Source organism: Agrobacterium sp. DE0009 (genome assembly GCF_007680755.1).
Lineage (GTDB): Bacteria > Pseudomonadota > Alphaproteobacteria > Rhizobiales > Rhizobiaceae > Agrobacterium > Agrobacterium tumefaciens_B.
Genome location: NZ_VEIU01000006.1, coordinates 198,676 through 215,369, shown reverse-complemented (window position 1 = coordinate 215,369; position 16,694 = coordinate 198,676). Strand labels below are relative to the sequence as shown.

Genomic DNA, 16,694 nt, shown 5'->3' with positions numbered 1-16,694 from the left:
AAGGGGCCGAAAGGCCCCTTCCTGTTCCTGCGGTTGTAACGATTGCTATCGCGTAATCCGCTGGAGCACGCGGCTCAATGCCTCTTTCAAGGCCTTTGCACCGCCTTTCCCGTCGAAGTCGTTGAGCACTTGTTCGTTGAGGCCGCCTTTGGTGGCGAATTCACGGCTGATCTCGTGAAAGTCCGCCTTGCTTCCGGCCAACACCGCAACCTCCGAGAGGCCGGCAAAGAGCGGGGCACGATAGGCACGCGCCTTTTCTTCCGGCAGTCCGTTTTCGGACAACCATTCCGTTGCTGTCTGCATGATGCCGAAATAAGTAGCCATCAGAGCACTGCCGGCGGCCAGAAGGTCGTATTCGGCCTTGGTTTCACATTCCACAGCACCGCCGAGGACGTTGAAAATTGCGGCCGTATCCCTATCGACGGGATAAATGGCGGTAACGCCTTTACGGCGGGCAACGAAGGGCAGCGGGATCGCCTGAGTGAGATGCACATCCGCATCGATCCAGTCGAGAAAGGCTTCCCTGCTGGTTGCAGCCACGACGCTGATGACTTTCTGTCCGTCCCTGAACCGTAATGGCCGGACGACCTCTTCGGCGATCTGGGGACGGATTGCCAGCATGACGGTGTCGCAGCCATCGACGATAGCCTGATTGTCGCTTGAGACGATTACCTGCGAAAAATCGGCGGCCAATTCAGCCGAAACATCTGCGCTGCGCTGGGAAACCATGACATGTGGTACGGCGACGGGTCTGGCAAGCAGGCCGCGGACCATCGCGTCGGTGATGGCGCCTGTTCCGATAAAACCGATTTTTTGGGGAAGGGACATGAATACTCCACTGTGGCGACTGCATCGAGAGATGGTCGATTTTTCCGGTTTCGCGCGATGCTAGATTCTCCACCGGTAAATGTCGACAGGCGGCTGGGCTATCTGTAACGCCAAGGCAGTCAGGTCGGCCGATGCTCGCCAAAAGCGGCAGCGAGTGTTCGCAACGCCTCACGCGACCTGCTGTCCGTCAGGGTCGAGAACATGATGATTTCGGTGGAAGGCAGCGAAGGCAGCCCAAAACGCTGGCTCACCTCCACGGTGCCGGGTGGGGCAAGACGGCAGGAGAAGGCGGAAATCGCAAGTCCGGCCGAAACGGCCGCGGTTACCATGGACGATGTGCCGCCCAGGAAAACCTCCGTCCAGGCTATGCCAGCCCCGTCCAGGGCGCGGCTGGCAATATCACGCACGCCACACGCGGGAGACAGTGCCGCAAGCCGCAACGGTTCACCTTGGCGGTGCACGAATTGTGGAGCGGCGTACCAGCCGAAATGCTCCGGCCCGAGCACTTCGCCATCCCGCCGATCGTCCTCCCGCCTGATGATCGCTGCGTCAATTTCCCCCCTGTCAAAGGCATCGAGCAGGGAACGGGAGTTATCCATCCGCACTTCAATCGTCAGGCCGGGATCGTGGTCATTGAGACGCGCAAGCAGGGCCGGAACCTCAGGTCCCGCCACATGTGCTGCAATGCCGAGGCCAAAGCGCCTGCGAGGGGCGGAAAGTCCTGCCAGCGCCCTGTCGTGCGCAGCTAGAAACTCACGGGCGGGCGCCAGAAAGACCGCCCCTTGGGCGGAGAGACGCACAGAACGCGGCGTGCGTTCGAGCAACCGATGGCCGACCCTGTCTTCCAATCGCTTGAGCTTGACGCTGATCGCGCCCTGGGTCGTACCCAGCGCTTCGGCCGCACGGGTGAAACTTTGCATCTCGGCGATCGTGACGAAGGCCTCGACCGCCTCCACATCCAGCGCGATCATATCGATCATTCCTATTTGTTGTCTCTGAAATAGCCAATCATCCAATTCAGTTATGGTCAAGCTTTGTCTAGCTTGTGGCCCTCCGCAGTTGCGGGCCCACCAAGAAAGGCTGACATATGACCATTGCTATCAGCGAACGAACGACGAGCCGGAGCGCCATGGCGCTCACTGCCGTTTGTCTTTCCGCTCTGATGTTCGGACTGGAGATCTCCAGCGTTCCGGCCATCCTGCCCACACTTGAAGAGGTGTTAAAGGCGGATTTCCGTCAGCTTCAATGGATCATGAACGCCTATACGATTGGCGTGACCATGGTGCTGATGGCGACGGGCGCACTCGCCGACCGCTTCGGTCGTAAACGAGTCTTTATTTCAAGTATTGCCGCTTTTGCGCTTTCTTCCCTCGCCTGTGGAATGACGAATAACGTATCAGTTCTGATCGGCGCCCGTTTCCTGCAGGGTTTGAGTGGCGGAGCGATGCTGGTGTGTCAGATCGCCATCCTGTCGCATCAGTTCCGTACGGCGCGGGAGCGCGGCATGGCTTTCGGCTGGTGGGGCATCATCTCAGGCGTGGGGCTTGGTTTCGGCCCAATCATCGGTGGGGCCATGGTTGCCCTTTGGAGCTGGGAATGGGTGTTCCTCGTCCATGTGGCGCTCGGCATTCTAACGTGGCTGCTCGCTGCGGGCGGTGTCCGAGAATCGCGCGATCCGGAGGCGGCGCGCCTTGATCTTGCCGGAATGGCCACGCTTTCGCTCGCCGTTTTTTGTCTTGCCTTCTTCATCACGCAGGGGCCCGAGCTCGGTTTTTCGAGCCCGATGGCGCTTCTCATCCTTGGAGTCTCGGTTGCAAGCTTCATTGCCTTTGTGTTTGCTGAAAAGCGCACGCAGAGGCCGATGTTCGATTTCTCCGTGTTCCGCATCCGGTCTTTTTCCGGGGCGATCATTGGTTCCGCGGCGATGAATATCAGCTTTTGGCCGTTCATGATCTATCTGCCGATCTGGTTTCAGGCGGGTCTCGGTTATGACAGCGTCACCGCCGGCCTCGGCCTGCTTGCCTATACGCTGCCGGCGCTGGTGGTGCCACCCTTGGCGGAACGTCTGTCGTTGCGTTATCAGCCGCGCCTCGTCATTCCGGCAGGACTGTTCACCATCGGCCTGGGTTTTATGCTGATGAAATTTGGGAGTGGCATCGAACATGCGAGCTGGCTTACAATGCTGCCCGGCTGCATCCTCGCCGGCATCGGGCTCGGCCTGACCAATACGCCGGTGACCAACACCACCACAGGCGCGGTTTCTCCCGCCCGTTCCGGCATGGCGTCCGGCATCGACATGAGCGCGCGCATGATCTCGCTTGCCATCAACATCCCCATCATGGGCTTCATTCTAGTGGAAGGCGTCCGTGCCTCGCTACGGATCAATCTGCCCGCCGGTGTCGATACCAAAACGCTTCAGGCGGTTGCGGAACGGATCGCCGCGGGCACTGCCGGCGCCTCGGCGCAGGGCATTTCGGAGGAAGTCGTCCATCAGGCGCTTGCGGACGGTTTTGGTCTGGTCATGCTTTACGCATGCATCAGCGTCTGGATACTCGCCGCCATCAGTTACATCATCTTTGGTCCAGCGCAAAAGGATACCGCTCGTCTTGCGAGTTGGCGATAGTCGGAGACATTTGCCCGGCTTCATTCAGCCTCGATCCGGATCGATTGCGTCGAAGAAGCGGGTCAGGGCGTCCTCGCCTTCGACCGGTTCGCTCCCTGCCATGACGGCACTCGACAGGCCGATCAGGGATGACACCGGGTTATGCCTCGTTGCGCCCGCGCGCAGGTTCATCACCAATGTCGGGCACAGGAAAAGGCCGAGGCGGACAACACGGCGCCAGTCAGCAGGCAGCATGTTACGCGCCTTCAGCGCGGCAAGGAGCGGCCGCCACATCGCCTCGCCCTTCACCGCAAGCAGGTCGCGCCGAACTGCACTGGGCTCGTAGCTGGTGGTGATCCGCAGCAAGTTGCCGTCGAGCGTGGCGCTCGCTGAATAGCTCTTGGCTGCAAGGGCTGGATCGTAGAGCCAGAACGGATGGGCGAGGATGTTGTGGAACGTCGTCTTCACTTCCGCGAGGAGCGTCGGAATATTCTCACCGGCGAAAGCGGGGTCGAAGAAGGACAGGCGGGCGTCGCTGCCATCATCCTCATACCAGACATTGGCATTATGGGCATCGCCATGGGCGGTGACGCCGCCGGCATCGGCGAGCTTCGCTGGATTCAGCCGTTCATGCGCCTCGTCGAAAAGCGCCGCAAGACTGTCGCGATATGCAATGCCGTTGACGCAGAAGCGAAGCCCGGAGAGGGTTTGCCAATCCAGCGTCATGTCCGGCAGATCGAACGTCTTGTCGACGTAGAAATTTGCCAGTCTGCCACCGGGATAGATGCCTGTGGGGGGATCGATCAGGCGCTCATAGAACAATCGATGAACCGGCTCGGCGGCCACTTGCTTGGGCGTGACGCCGTGCAGCGTTTCCAGATACACTTTCAGAACCGCCTCATTCAGCCTGCGCTCGGCTTCCACCGCCTTTGCGCGAGCTGCCGGATCGTCCTTGAGGTCCAGCGTACGCAACACATCGGAAAAACGCGGGTCGCTGCGGCGGCGATAGACGAGGATCTGTTCACCAGGCAGCACGGACATGAGCAAAGGCTGGTCGACCGGCAAACCGGCGCGGGCAAGAATGTCAGCACGGTAATATTCACCGCTCATGGCCTCTTCGCCCTCCTCCTGATGGAACTTGAAGAAGAACTCACCCTCGCCTGTATCGAAGAAGCCATTGAGGGAATTGAGGCTGTACTGATCCTGATTGATCGCCACATTCCTTGCTTCGATGCTGAAAAGGTCACGCAGCAGGTCGGCAAGCATCTTTTCCGCTCTGCCGTCGGCGGCCTTGGCGATTTTTCGGATTTCCGCGGTGCGGCTGGCGGGCTGGGTCATGGCAATTGTTCCGGATGTTGTCTTATTTGCCGCCGTGCAGATAGCGGCTTCCAAGCGAGTAGCGGCTGCCGACATAGGTCAGCGTGTTGACGGTCGCGACGATCGGACCCGTCCAGGTCTTGCGGTGCAGAACGAGGCAGCTGTCGCCGACCCGGATCTGCAACAGACGCGCATGGGCCTCGCTGGCCGGCAGGGCGCTGATCAGGTGCTCCACTTCGGTGAGCGGTGTTGCGTTCTGGAGGTAGTCGTAGGTTGCCGCCATGGTGAAGTCCTGCTCGACGTAACCCGAAACGAGGCCGGGGTTGACATAGCGTTCCTCGAGCTGCACCGGCAGGTCGTTTTCAAAATGAATGACGACCGAATGGTCCACGGGCCGGCTGGTCTCAAATTCGAAGGCAAGCAGGAGTTCGGGTTCTGGCCGGGCGATGCGTTCCAGCACCACAACCTCGGCGCGGTGGCGACCACCACGGGCTCTGATTTCGGTCATGATGTTGCTGATCTCGATCAGCGTCGACTGCGGTTTTGGCGGCGCGACAAAAGTGCCTACGCCCTGGATGCGGCGCAGATGCCCTTCCGACGTGAGCTCCCGAAGCGCCCGGTTGACGGTCATGCGCGAAACGCCGAGCGTCGAAACCAGCTCGTGCTCCGAAGGCAAGCGGCTGTTGCGCGCCCATTTGCCGCTACCGATGTTGCCGAGAACGAAGTCCTTCACCTTCTCGTAGAGTGGTGAGGCGGAATCTGAAAGTGCAGTCATGGCCACTGTCTCCGCCTCCGCGTCGCCGCGCCGGCATTGTTGAAGTCAGGTGTCAGGTCTATTCCGACACGTCAATTATCGTCTTCAAAACGTTGCTTTCACCCCGCAGCAATCGGTCATAGGCGGCGGGGACATCATCGAGTGAGGGCAGCACCTCGATAAAGCGGTGAAGAGCCGGCGCGAGTTCGGTCAGAAGCCCCGTCGCCTCCGGCAGTTCGTCACAAAAGGCGTGGCAGCCGATCAGCGAAATTTCGCGCTCGACAAGAACATTGGGATCGAAATCAAGCTTGCCGTGGCTGATGCCGACAAGCGCCAGACCGCCACCACCGGAGAGCAATTCGATGGCCCGGCCTATCGCCTGAATGCTGCCGGTGGCGTCAAGCGCATAACGAAGGCGGCCACCCGAAAGCGTGGCGTCTATCGCAGCCGTGTCGAGTGTCACGAGCTTGCCGCCTGTGACGTCACTGACACGTCGGGCTCGTTCCGCATTCAGGTCGGCGAGCAGAAGCGGGCCGTTGTGCAGGCGGGAGAGGATAAGAGCGCAAAGCCCGCCGATTGTGCCGCAGCCGATGACGAGTACCGGCTCCCCTCTAGGAACAGAAAGGCGGCGTACCGCATGCAGTGCCACGGCGAGCGGTTCGGCCATGGCAGCAATATGTGGCGAGAGTTGCGGATCATGGCGAACCAGGAGCTTTGCCGGCACCTGTACCTCATCGGCGAAACCGCCATCGCACACCTCGCCGACAAAGCCCAAGCTTTCACACACATTGCTGCGGCCACTCAAGCAGGCGGGGCAGAGGCCGCACCACATGCGGGAGTCTGATGAAACAACATCGCCTATGGCAAAAGCAGTCACACCGTCGCCGATCGCCGTAATGCGCCCGCAGAACTCATGACCGGCGGTGGACGGACGACGGGAGATCCATTGTCCGGTGCGGTAATTGTGCAGGTCGGAACCGCAAATGCCCGCTGCCCTGACTTGCAGATTGACAAAGCCTGCCGGCGGCGAAGATGGGGAGGCCATCTCCTCCACACGCAGGTCGTTCGCATCGTAAAGCCGCACCGCCTTCATGGAATCAGGCACCCTTTCTCAGATAGGCGTCGCGCACCGGAGAAACCGCCAGGGCATGCGAGGAAAAGCCTTCGTAAAGAGCGAGGTTATGGGAATGTCTGGCAAATTCCGGATAGGCTGGCGGCGTGACATAGCCGATCGAACTGCGCTTCACGAAGTCGGTCACCGAAAGCGGCCCGAAGGTGCGTGCCCAGCGGCTGGTCGGCAGGACGGCGTTCGGCCCGAGCGAAAAATTGGCAATGCTGACCGGCGTGTGGGTGCCCATCAGGATTTCAGAGGCTTCGGTGATATGCCCAAGGTGAATGAACGGCTCTTCCGAGAGTAATTCGAGATGTTCCGGCGCATAGGCGTTGACGAAAGCGTAGCTCTCTTGAATGGAGGACGTCAGGACGATGCCGCCGGTCTTGCCGGTGAGAACGGTCTTGGAGAACGCGACGCGCTGCTCCGACATTTTGGCCCAGTGTTCGGGCAGGGCTGCAATCGCCTCTTCAACGACGCGCCGGCTATGGGTGACGAGATAGGCCGAAGAATCGGGGCCGTGTTCTGCTTCGATCAGCAGGTCAAGCGCCGCAAGGCCGCCATGGACCGTATCATCGGCAAGGATCATGACTTCCGAGGGACCGGCCGGCAGGCCGGTATCGATGACGCCCGACAGCGAACGCTTGGCCGCGACGACCCATGGGCTTCCCGGACCCACGATCTTGAGCGCTGGCTTCACGGTCTGCGTACCGTAGGCGACGGCGGCCACCGCCTGGGCGCCACCGACCTTGTAGACCGTATCGACGCCGGCGAGGCGCGCGGCGACGAGCGTAGCCGCATCGACCGAGCCATCGGGCGCCGGCGGTGTGACGATGGCGAGGTTCGGAACGCCGGCAACCACCGCAGGCACAGAGGTCATCATGGTAACTGACGGAAAGGAGCCCTTGCCGCGCGGAACGTAGAGCGCCACAGACTGGATTGGCGTGAAGCGGTCACCCGCAAAGGCGCCGGGACGAATTTCCTTCAGCCACATGGCTTCCGGCTTCTGCTCCTCATGGAAATGGCGAATATTGTCGATGCCGAACTGGATGGATTCGATGACACTTGCATCAACAAGCTTGAAGGCCGCATCGAATTCGGCTTCGGTAACTTTGAGATTGGCTTCGGTCACGTCGGCCTTGTCGAGTTCGCGACCGAAGCGAGCCAGTGCACTGTCGCCTTCGGTGCGAACGGCTTCGAGGATGGGGGCAACCTTTTCGATGAAGCTCGAGATGTCGCTTTCCGAACGGCGCAGCAGGGCGGCCTTCTCATCGGCATCGAGCTTGGAATAGTCATAGAAAGACACTGATGTCATCGTCTTGTCCTTGATGGCTGGCCAAACGGCCGATTGGTCACTTCGATTTCAGGAAGATGTCGAGGCCGACGAGGCGGTCGAGCAGCGCGATCGCGATCCCGGCGCAGGCGATGAAGACCACGGAAATGGCGGCCAGGTCCGGCGTGATGATCGAGCGGATGGAGTTATAGATCTGCACCGGCAGCGTGACGCTTCGCGCGTCTACCAGAAGCAGGCTAACGAGGAATTCGTTCAGCGCCAGAATGAACATTAAGAGCGAACCCGTGATCACGCCCGGCAGGACGGCGGGAAGCGTGATGTAAAGGAAACGCTGCAGAGGTGGTGCACCGCAATTTGCAGCCGCGAGCTCCAGATCCGGCGACAGGTTGCTCGCGCTTGCCGTCACTGCCCAGATCATGAAGGGCAGGTTGATCACCGAGCAGGCGATGCCGACTGGCCATAGTTTGCCGAGCACACCCATCTCTCCAAAGGCGAGCATCATGCCGATGCCAGAACCGATCAGCGGAATCGTGAAGGGAAGCAGCAGATAGATCTGGATGGAGCGGGCAAACCGCACCCGATATTTAGCGAGCGCGATACCGGCGAGCGTGCCGACGGGAATGGATACGAGGGTGCAGATCGCCGCGACGATCAGTGAGCGGAAGAAGGCTTGCCGCAGATCGGTGGCGTGGGCGATCTTGCTGTACCATTGCAAGGAAAACCCATCCGGCGGGAAGGTGATGATGTTGCCTGAGGTGAACGAGGCACCGAGAACCACGATGGTGGGTGCCGACAACATGACCAGCGCGGTCGCGACGAAGGCCCAGATGACGATGGATTTGCTGCGGCTGCCCGTCATTTGCGGTCGCCCCCCATGGCAAGCGTGCCTGCACCGAAGACCATGAAAACCACACCGACGAGAATGGAGCCGACGGCGACGAGCAGCAGCGAGAGCGTCGCGCCAAGGCCTTGGTCGGAGGTGCGGAAAAACTGGTCGTAGATCGCGTTGGCGATGAAATCCTGTGTCCCCCCGCCAAGGATGGCGGGAATGGCAAAGTCCGTGAGGGAGAGCGTGACCACGACGAGACCGGCTCCGACGAGGCCGGGGCGGGAAAGCGGCAGGACGACATGGCGGAAGGTGCGCAGCCAGCTGGCGCCGAGGGAGGCGGCGGCTGCCTCGAGTTCCGCCGGAATGGCGGTCAGGGCAGGTGCCAGCATCAAAACAGCGAAGGGCAGCATGTATTGAACAAGGCCGAACAGGACGGCCGGGTAGTTATAGAGAAGGCGTATCGGTGGGACACCGACCAGGCCGAGAGCCTCATTGACCATGCCCTGGTTGCCGAGGATTATCAGCCAGCCATAGGCGCGCACCACCTGACCGATGAAGAAAGGCAAGAACAGCGCAACGAGCAGGAATTTGCGCAGTGCCGAGGAGGACGTGCGCACCATGAGATAGGCGTAAGGGAAGGCGAATATCAGCGTGATGACGGTGACGATCAGCGAGCCTATCAGGCTGCGGCCGGCGACGGTGGCAAAGAATTTTTCCGTCAGCGCCCGCTGGTAATTTGCGAGCGTATAGGTCTCGGACATCAGAAACGTATTCGTGTCCAGCGTCCGAAGGCTCGTATCGCCGATCTGGATGAGGCCGAGGACCAGAAGGCCAACCAGCACGATGGCCGGCAGCAGCATCAGATAGGGCAGACCCTTCTTGAAGCTGGAAGGCCAGAAAATGGCTGCAAGTCGTTCGAGCATATCCATGACGCGCCACGCCAGGGGATATGCGACACGGGAAGCGCGCATGAATACCGATCCTCGAGCGGTCCCGGCAAAGGCTAGGGCGCATTTGCCAAAGCGACCGCGTTATCTCTTGACCTCAGGTGGAATGCCCGCCCGCCACCTGAACGAAGCGGCGGGCGTGGCAAGGGTTCAACCCTGCATGATCTCCTTGAACTTGGCGAACCACTGGCTCTCGTTTTCGACCTGGATTTTGGACGAAACCCGGATCAGGTGTTTGAACTCTTCTTCCGTCGTCGGATAGGAAGGATCGCCCACGAGGTCGGCCGGCGGCTTGACGCCCGGAATGACGCCGGGAAGGCCAAGGCCATCAAGCCAGACCTGCTGGGCTTCCTGGGTCAGGGCATGGTTGATGTACTGCTTCGCCCAGTAGAGTTCGTTCTCCGGCAGGCCCTTCGGAATCCAGAGGCCATCCGTATCGAATTTCGCGCCTTCCTCCGGAACCACCCATGCAATCTCGATGCCGTTCTTCTTGGCTTCGCGCGCATTGGTTGAAATGGTGCAGGCGGCGTCGATCTCGCCTTTCTGAAACCAGGTGGTGAAATCGGGGTCTTCGCCCAGCAGCGGCTGCTGCGCCTTGATCTTAGAAATGAAGTCCCAGGCGGGCTGCATGTTGCCAGGAATATCTTCGAGCTTGCCGCCACCTGCGACCTGCGCCGGGAAATGGAAGCCAATGCCGTCATTATAGAGCGCGATACGGCCCTTCAACTTCGGGTCGAGAAGATCCTTCCAGGACTTCGGTGCTCCGTTCGGGAATGCCGAAGGGCGATAGGCCAGCACATAGACATACCCATAGGTATTGACGATCGGATAGCCATCGAGACCGACGGGCTTGGCAAGATCGGTGGCGTTCTTGAGATTGGGCAGGTCCGAGAGGTCTTCGGTGACGCCACGCAGGGCCGACTTCGTGGCATTCGTCGTGGTGTCCCAGTTGATATGGATCGGCGGAACGCGCTTCTGGGCGACGGCGGCCCACACCTTCGGCTGGATTTCGTTATCCTCGGTCAGATCGTGGCGCACCGCGATGCCGGTTGCCTTGGTGAAGCTGTCGGAGACGCCCGCTTTCAGCGCATCGACCCAACTGCCACCCCAGGCACGAACGATGATTTCCGCTGGTTTTTCTGGCTCCTGCGCAAAGGCGCGGCTGACGCCGAGCGTGGACAGGCCGGCATAAGCGCCGGCTGCGGAGAACGACGCCAGCAACGTGCGACGGCGAAGCTGGGCTGTCAGAAATTTATCATGCGACATTGAACATTCTCCTCTGGTCCGACCTTCTGAGGGTCATTTTTGAAAGATATGCATATCCCGTGCATTCCAGCCCAGGCGAACGTCGTCGCCCGGAGCGAATTGCAGATGTGATTCCGGATCATGATCGAACACGCGCATCACAACGCCGCCGAGAGCCTGGACCCGAATTTCATAAACCACGCGCTCGCCTTCGAAAATGCAGTCTTCGACCTTGCCGTCTACGACGGTTGACAGTCCCTCGAGGCGACCATTGGTAGGGGCGATGCGAATTTGCTCTGCGCGAACCGCCCCGGCACAGTCCGCGCCGACCGCGAGATTCTCATCCGAAGCGACACCGACAAGATTGATGCCTGCCGCCGTGATCGTGACATTGGTTGGTGCGACTTCGGCAACGCTTCCTTCGATGAAGTTGGTGACGCCGATGAAGTTTGCAACAAAGGCATTCGACGGCGCGCGATAGGCTTCCACCGGCCGTGCCTTCTGCTGAATTTCGCCGCCGTTCATCACTATAACCTCGTCGGACACAACCAGTGCCTCGCGCTGGTCGTGAGTAACGTTGATAGTGGTGACGCCGAGTTCCTTCTGAATACGGCGGAACTCCAGCTGCATTTCCTCGCGTAGCTTGCGATCAAGTGCCGCGAGCGGCTCGTCGAGCAAAAGCAGATCCGGTTCGAACACCAGGGCGCGGGCAATTGCGACACGCTGTTGCTGGCCGCCCGAGAGTTCGTTAATGCGGCGATCACCGTAACCGCCGAGGCGAACGAGGTCGAGATACCGCTCGACCTTCTCAGGGATGGTGCGGGCATCATGCCGGCGCATTTTCAGGGGAAAGGCGACGTTTTCGGCGGCGGTCATGTGCGGAAAAAGCGCGAGCTTCTGGAACACCATACCGATGGCGCGCTGGTGTGGCGGCACGGCGCTGACCGGCTGTCCATTGATGAAGATTTCCCCGCCGGTCGGGCGATCGAAGCCGGCAATCATCCGCAGCAGCGTCGTCTTGCCTGAACCGGAAGGGCCGAGGATGGTCAGGAAGCGGCCCTTGGGAAGATCAAAAGAGGCGTGCTTGACGGCATGAACATTGCCGAAGGACATTCCCACGTCCTTAACGGATACTGCGATGGGGTCAGCGGAAGGATCGACCGGACGAAGTGCTGCTGCCCCCATGACATTTTCCCCCTGTCGCGCGTTGATGGCCGCTAATCGCCTCAAAGCTGTCTGTACGCGTTCGGCGATGTGTTATCGCCGGGTTATATGTACTTGTATATACATATATGTACAACCAGCGTCAATTGGATTTGCGTAATTTTTCGCCTGAAATCGTATTGCGCAATATTTGTGCAGGTGCGGAAAAGTTTATCGGTCAATTCAGCGACTTTGTTTCTCATCGCGCCGAATGGCAAGCGCCGAAGACCTCTATCCGGTACTATTTCACAGTCGTTCCAACGGGAGGTTTGTCCGCATCAGATCGAGGCCAGATAGCCGCCGTCCACCGGAATGCAATGACCTGTAATGTAGGCGGCCGCATCGCTGCAGAGAAAAACGGCAACGCCGCCAATGTCGCTCTCCTTGCCGAAGCGTCGTTGCGGGATCTTCTCCAGCATCCGCGATTGCCAATCGTCATTTTCGTAGAAAACCTCCGTCATGGCTGTGCGGAAGTAGCCCGGGGCAATCGCGTTTACCCTGATGTCATGCGCCGCCCATTCACTGGCAAGGGCGCGGGTTATGCCCAGCAGCCCGGATTTCGAAGCGCCGTAAGGAGCGGCGGTTGGAATGCCGACATAGGATGTCAGCGAGCAGAGGTTGACGATGGCGCCCCCGCCGCTTTCGGCCATGATGCGGCCGGCTGCCTGCGCGCAGAAAAATGCGCCCTTCAGGTTTGTTGAAAGGATCGACTCCCAGAGTGCTTCGTCAACATCGAACGACGCGCGAACGTTTTCGAAGCCGGCGTTGTTGATGAGGATGTCGAGGCCACCAAGTTTTTCCGCGGCTTCTGTCGTCACGCGGGTGCATGCTTCAACGTCGCGAACGTCCTGCGCGAGCGTCACGCAGTGTCGGCCAAGGTTGCTGATGCGCGCATGCGTTTCCGAGAGCGCCTCGACCGTGCGTGCGGTGATGGCGATATCGGCGCCAGCCTGCGCCAGGGCGACGGCAATGGCCTGGCCGATGCCGCGGCTTGCGCCGGTCACAAGCGCACGGCGGCCGGAGAGATCGAAGTTCGGCTGAGTCATGGCGGCCCCTTTGTTTGTTCACCCAGGATGACATCATTTTCGTCTTAAAATGTCTATACATATTTACGAATGTGATTTGCGGGCTTATGACTGGTTCATCCGCATCTCATGGAGACTGCAAAATGGAAAAGCCTTCAAGCCCCATTCGCGACGAAATCCGCGCCATTGCCCCCTACAATGCAGGTCTGACGATTGAAGAGGTGCGGGCGAAATATGGCGTTGGCACCATCGCGAAGCTGGGCTCCAACGAGAATCCGCTTGGGCCATCGCCTGCGCTACGTCACCTTTTTCCCGATATCGGCGAACTGGCGCGCCTCTATCCCGATCCGCAGGGGCGGGCCTTGTGCGGTCAGCTTGCTGCGCGGTTCGAGGTGGATGACAGCCAGATGATCCTCGGTAACGGCTCGGAGGATCTGATTGCAGTTATCTGCCGATCAATCGTTCGCCAGGGCGATATGGTCGCGACGCTTCATCCCTCTTTCCCGCTGCACGAAGACTACACCACGCTGATGGGCGGCGTGATCGACCGTGTGCCTGTGAAGTCCGATTTGACAATCGACGTCGATGCATTGCTCGCGGCCATCGCACGCAGACCGCGCATGCTGATCTTCTCGAATCCGATGAACCCCGTTGGTTCATGGCTGACGCCGGCTGAACTCGGTACGATCATCGCTGCGCTCGACAAGGACACAATAGTCGTCATCGACGAGGCCTATGCCGAATATGCGGCTGGCGAGAACTATCCATCCGCTGTCGAGATGCTGCGGGATGCGAATGTGAACTGGGTGGTCCTTCGCACTTTCTCCAAAGCCTTCGGCCTTGCGGGTCTTCGCATCGGTTATGGCATCGTCAGTAGCGGGGAGCTCTGCGATTTTCTCAACCGCGCCCGCACGCCCTTTAACACCAACGCCATCGCCCAGACTTCGGCCATTGCCGCTCTCAACGATGAAGCGCACTTGCGGAAATCCGTCGAACTGGCTCTTACGGAGCGCGGGCGTGTCGCAGGCGCACTGAAGGGGCTGGGTTACCGCATGGCGCCGTCGAAATGCAATTTCCTCTTCATCGATGTCGGGGTCAGCGCCGTGCATGTGGCGGAAAATCTGCTCCGCCTTGGCGTCATCGTGAAGCCATGGAAACAACCGGGCTTCGACACCTTCATTCGTGTCAGCATTGGCTCCCGCGAGGAGAATGATCACTTCCTCGACGCTTTCAGGCAAATCGCGGCTGGATAGGGCGCTGGAACCAGACCCCTCTGGAAGCGCATTCACCAAGTAACAAAAGGGGCAGAGATTTCCCGCTGCCCCTTCCGTTCACTCTGCGGCGATGACGACTGTCTTATTTCACCTGTGCGACGACAAGCTTGCCGTCGGCGCGTTCGGCGATGAACTCGATGTTGGCGCCTTCCTTGAGCTTGGCGAAGATGGCATCGTCCTTCACGCGGAACACCATGGTCATACCCGGCATGTCGAGGTTTTTCAGGTCTTCATGGGTGATGGTGACCTTCTTGCCGGCAACATCCACCTTCTTTACCGTACCTTTGGTGAACTCCTGGGCAAAAGCGCTGAGGGGTGCGGTGAGCAGAAGTGCTGCGGCCAGGGTGATGTTAACGATGGTTTTCATAGTCGTTATCCTTTTTGAATGGGTTACTTTGCCGAAACTTTAAGGTCGCCGCGCATGCCGGCTTCGTAATGCCCCGGTTTCAGGCAAGCGAATTCGAACATGCCGTCATTGGTGAATTTCCAGACGATTTCGCCGCTTTCACCCGGCGCGAGGCTGATGGCGTTTGGGTTGTCGTGCTCCATCTCCGGCGCCTTTGCCATGACGGCCTTGTGTTCGAGATTGGCCTTTTGCTCGTCCATGATGAATTCATGGTCCAACTCGCCGACATTTTTCACGGCAAAACGCACTGTCTTGCCCTTCTTGAATTCGAATTTGGCGGGCGTGAACATCATCTTGCCATCAGGCGTTTCCTTCATCGTCACCTGAATGGTCTGGGTCACCTTGGACTTGTCGCCGGGTTCGCCAACCGCCATCGCGTTGTCGCCGCCGGAGTGGGTGCCGCCTGCGAAAACAGGGGTGGCGAGCGCGGTGAGAAGCAGTGCAATTTTCAGTCTGGTCATTTTATGGTTTCCTTGGTTCTGGTGGGGGTGTGTAATCTGGACGATCAGCCGTGTTTCATCGGTTGCGGCGTGATCTGCGTTTTTGGGTCGGTGTTTTTTTGGCTGTCCGGCAGCTCGCCGGTCCATTCCCACGCCTGGGTGCCGGGCGGGTTTTCGTACCAGCCGGGATCGGTGTAATCGCCCGCCGAGATGCCTTCGCGAACCTTCACGACGGAGAACATGCCGCCCATTTCGATGGGGCCGTGCGGCCCCCAGCCGTTCATCATCGGAACGGTGTTCTCAGGGATTTCCATTTCCATCGCGCCCATGTCGGCCATGCCGGCGGTGCCCATCGGCATATAGTCCGGCCGGACCTTGCGGATCTTTTCGGTGACGGTTTTTTTGTCGACGCCGATGAAGGTGGGAACGTCATGTCCCATGGCATTCATCGTATGGTGAGACTTGTGGCAATGGATCGCCCAGTCGCCGACATATTTGGCGTCGAATTCATAGGCCCGCATGGCGCCGACGGGGATATCGATGCTGACCTCAGGCCAGCGCGCCTCCGGCCGCACCCATCCTCCATCGGTGCAGGTCACTTCAAAATCGTAACCGTGCATATGGATCGGGTGGTTGGTCATGGTCAGGTTACCGACACGGACACGCACCCGGTCATCCTTGGAAACCACCAGCGGATCGATGCCCGGAAACACCCGGCTGTTCCATGACCACAGATTGAAGTCCGTCATGGTCATGATCTTGGGCACATAGGAGCCGGGGTTGATATCATAGGCGTTGATCAGGAACACGAAATCGCGGTCCACAGGCATGAAGGCCGGGTCTTTCGGATGGATCACGAAGAACCCCATCATGCCCATCGCCATCTGCACCATCTCGTCCGAATGCGGGTGGTACATGAAGGTGCCCGACTTCACGAGGTCGAACTCGTAGACGAAGGTCTTGCCGACGGGGATATGCGGCTGCGACAGTCCACCCACGCCGTCCATGCCCGATGGCAGGATCATGCCATGCCAGTGGATCGTCGTATGCTCCGGCAGCTTGTTGGTGACGAAAATGCGCACCCGGTCGCCTTCGACGGCCTCGATGGTCGGGCCGGGCGACTGGCCGTTGTAACCCCAGAGACGAGCCGTCATGCCCTCGGCCATTTCGCGCTCCACCGGCTCGGCAACGAGGTGGAATTCCTTGACGCCGTTGTTCATCCGGAAGGGCAGGGTCCAGCCGTTCAAGGTGACGACCGGATTATAATCGGGACCGGTTGTGGGCTTCACCGGCGCCTGCGTTGCCGCGGTTTCCATCACTGCCGCTTCCGGCAGGCTGCTGTTGGAGGTTTTCGCCCAGGCCGCCGTGGAGACCATCGCGGCGCTGACGCCCAGAAGTTGTCTTCTATTGAACATGATG

General features: G+C 59.7%; 16 protein-coding genes. 2 read left to right on the top strand and 14 right to left on the bottom strand.

Annotation, left to right across the window (positions count from 1 at the left end; genetic code table 11):
- Positions 1-45 precede the first annotated feature (45 nt).
- Positions 46-828 carry a pyrroline-5-carboxylate reductase gene (locus FS804_RS19850; RefSeq protein WP_144578609.1) on the bottom strand — a complete coding sequence of 261 codons (783 nt, stop codon included), beginning with the start codon at positions 826-828 and terminating at the stop codon, positions 46-48.
- A gap of 119 nt (positions 829-947) precedes the next feature.
- Positions 948-1,799 carry a LysR family transcriptional regulator gene (locus FS804_RS19845; protein WP_186376927.1) on the bottom strand — a complete coding sequence of 284 codons (852 nt, stop codon included), beginning with the start codon at positions 1,797-1,799 and terminating at the stop codon, positions 948-950.
- Between the two features lie 158 nt (positions 1,800-1,957).
- Here FS804_RS19845 and FS804_RS19840 point away from each other — a divergent pair, with 158 nt between their 5' ends.
- Positions 1,958-3,451 carry an MFS transporter gene (locus FS804_RS19840; protein WP_371417896.1) on the top strand — a complete coding sequence of 498 codons (1,494 nt, stop codon included), beginning with the start codon at positions 1,958-1,960 and terminating at the stop codon, positions 3,449-3,451.
- 24 nt (positions 3,452-3,475) lie between these two features.
- Here the strand turns inward: FS804_RS19840 and FS804_RS19835 are convergent, their stop codons facing one another.
- The 9 genes from FS804_RS19835 to FS804_RS19795 all read right to left on the bottom strand — a co-directional run bounded on the left by FS804_RS19835 (position 3,476) and on the right by FS804_RS19795 (position 13,176).
- Entirely contained in the window at positions 3,476-4,768 is a 1,293-nt protein-coding gene (locus FS804_RS19835) for a hypothetical protein (RefSeq protein ID WP_144578606.1), read from the bottom strand.
- A 22-nt stretch (positions 4,769-4,790) separates the two neighbouring features.
- Positions 4,791-5,522, bottom strand: a complete 732-nt coding sequence (gene hutC / locus FS804_RS19830; RefSeq protein WP_063947072.1) for a histidine utilization repressor — start codon at positions 5,520-5,522, stop codon at positions 4,791-4,793.
- A 58-nt stretch (positions 5,523-5,580) separates the two neighbouring features.
- On the bottom strand, positions 5,581-6,594 hold the full coding sequence (locus FS804_RS19825) for a zinc-binding dehydrogenase (RefSeq protein WP_144578636.1): 1,014 nt from the start codon (positions 6,592-6,594) through the stop codon (positions 5,581-5,583).
- 4 nt (positions 6,595-6,598) lie between these two features.
- Positions 6,599-7,927, bottom strand: a complete 1,329-nt coding sequence (gene hisD / locus FS804_RS19820; protein WP_144578605.1) for a histidinol dehydrogenase — start codon at positions 7,925-7,927, stop codon at positions 6,599-6,601.
- Positions 7,928-7,964: 37 nt separating this feature from the next.
- Positions 7,965-8,765, bottom strand: coding sequence for an ABC transporter permease (locus FS804_RS19815; protein ID WP_063947075.1), 801 nt, complete (start codon positions 8,763-8,765; stop codon positions 7,965-7,967).
- Positions 8,762-9,706 (bottom strand): ABC transporter permease, encoded by a 945-nt coding sequence (locus FS804_RS19810; RefSeq protein WP_063947076.1) that lies wholly within the window; start codon positions 9,704-9,706, stop codon positions 8,762-8,764. The genes FS804_RS19815 and FS804_RS19810 overlap by 4 nt, the downstream gene beginning before the upstream one ends.
- A gap of 126 nt (positions 9,707-9,832) precedes the next feature.
- On the bottom strand, positions 9,833-10,948 hold the full coding sequence (locus tag FS804_RS19805; protein WP_063947077.1) for a PotD/PotF family extracellular solute-binding protein: 1,116 nt from the start codon (positions 10,946-10,948) through the stop codon (positions 9,833-9,835).
- A 33-nt stretch (positions 10,949-10,981) separates the two neighbouring features.
- Positions 10,982-12,112 (bottom strand): ABC transporter ATP-binding protein, encoded by a 1,131-nt coding sequence (locus FS804_RS19800; RefSeq protein WP_144578604.1) that lies wholly within the window; start codon positions 12,110-12,112, stop codon positions 10,982-10,984.
- Positions 12,113-12,408: 296 nt separating this feature from the next.
- On the bottom strand, positions 12,409-13,176 hold the full coding sequence (locus tag FS804_RS19795) for an SDR family NAD(P)-dependent oxidoreductase (RefSeq protein ID WP_063947079.1): 768 nt from the start codon (positions 13,174-13,176) through the stop codon (positions 12,409-12,411).
- 122 nt (positions 13,177-13,298) lie between these two features.
- On the opposite strand from FS804_RS19795, the gene FS804_RS19790 reads away from it, so the two are divergent.
- A complete protein-coding gene (locus tag FS804_RS19790; RefSeq protein WP_144578603.1) occupies positions 13,299-14,408 on the top strand; it encodes a histidinol-phosphate transaminase in 1,110 nt (369 codons plus the stop codon).
- 103 nt (positions 14,409-14,511) lie between these two features.
- On the opposite strand, the gene FS804_RS19785 is transcribed toward FS804_RS19790, so the two are convergent.
- The 3 genes from FS804_RS19785 to FS804_RS19775 are packed head-to-tail and all read right to left on the bottom strand — an operon-like array spanning position 14,512 to position 16,690.
- Entirely contained in the window at positions 14,512-14,796 is a 285-nt protein-coding gene (locus tag FS804_RS19785) for a copper-binding protein (RefSeq protein WP_144578602.1), read from the bottom strand.
- 23 nt (positions 14,797-14,819) lie between these two features.
- Positions 14,820-15,296 carry a plastocyanin/azurin family copper-binding protein gene (locus FS804_RS19780; RefSeq protein WP_144578601.1) on the bottom strand — a complete coding sequence of 159 codons (477 nt, stop codon included), beginning with the start codon at positions 15,294-15,296 and terminating at the stop codon, positions 14,820-14,822.
- Positions 15,297-15,340: 44 nt separating this feature from the next.
- Entirely contained in the window at positions 15,341-16,690 is a 1,350-nt protein-coding gene (locus tag FS804_RS19775; RefSeq protein ID WP_063947083.1) for a multicopper oxidase family protein, read from the bottom strand.
- Between the last annotated feature and the right edge of the window lie 4 nt (positions 16,691-16,694).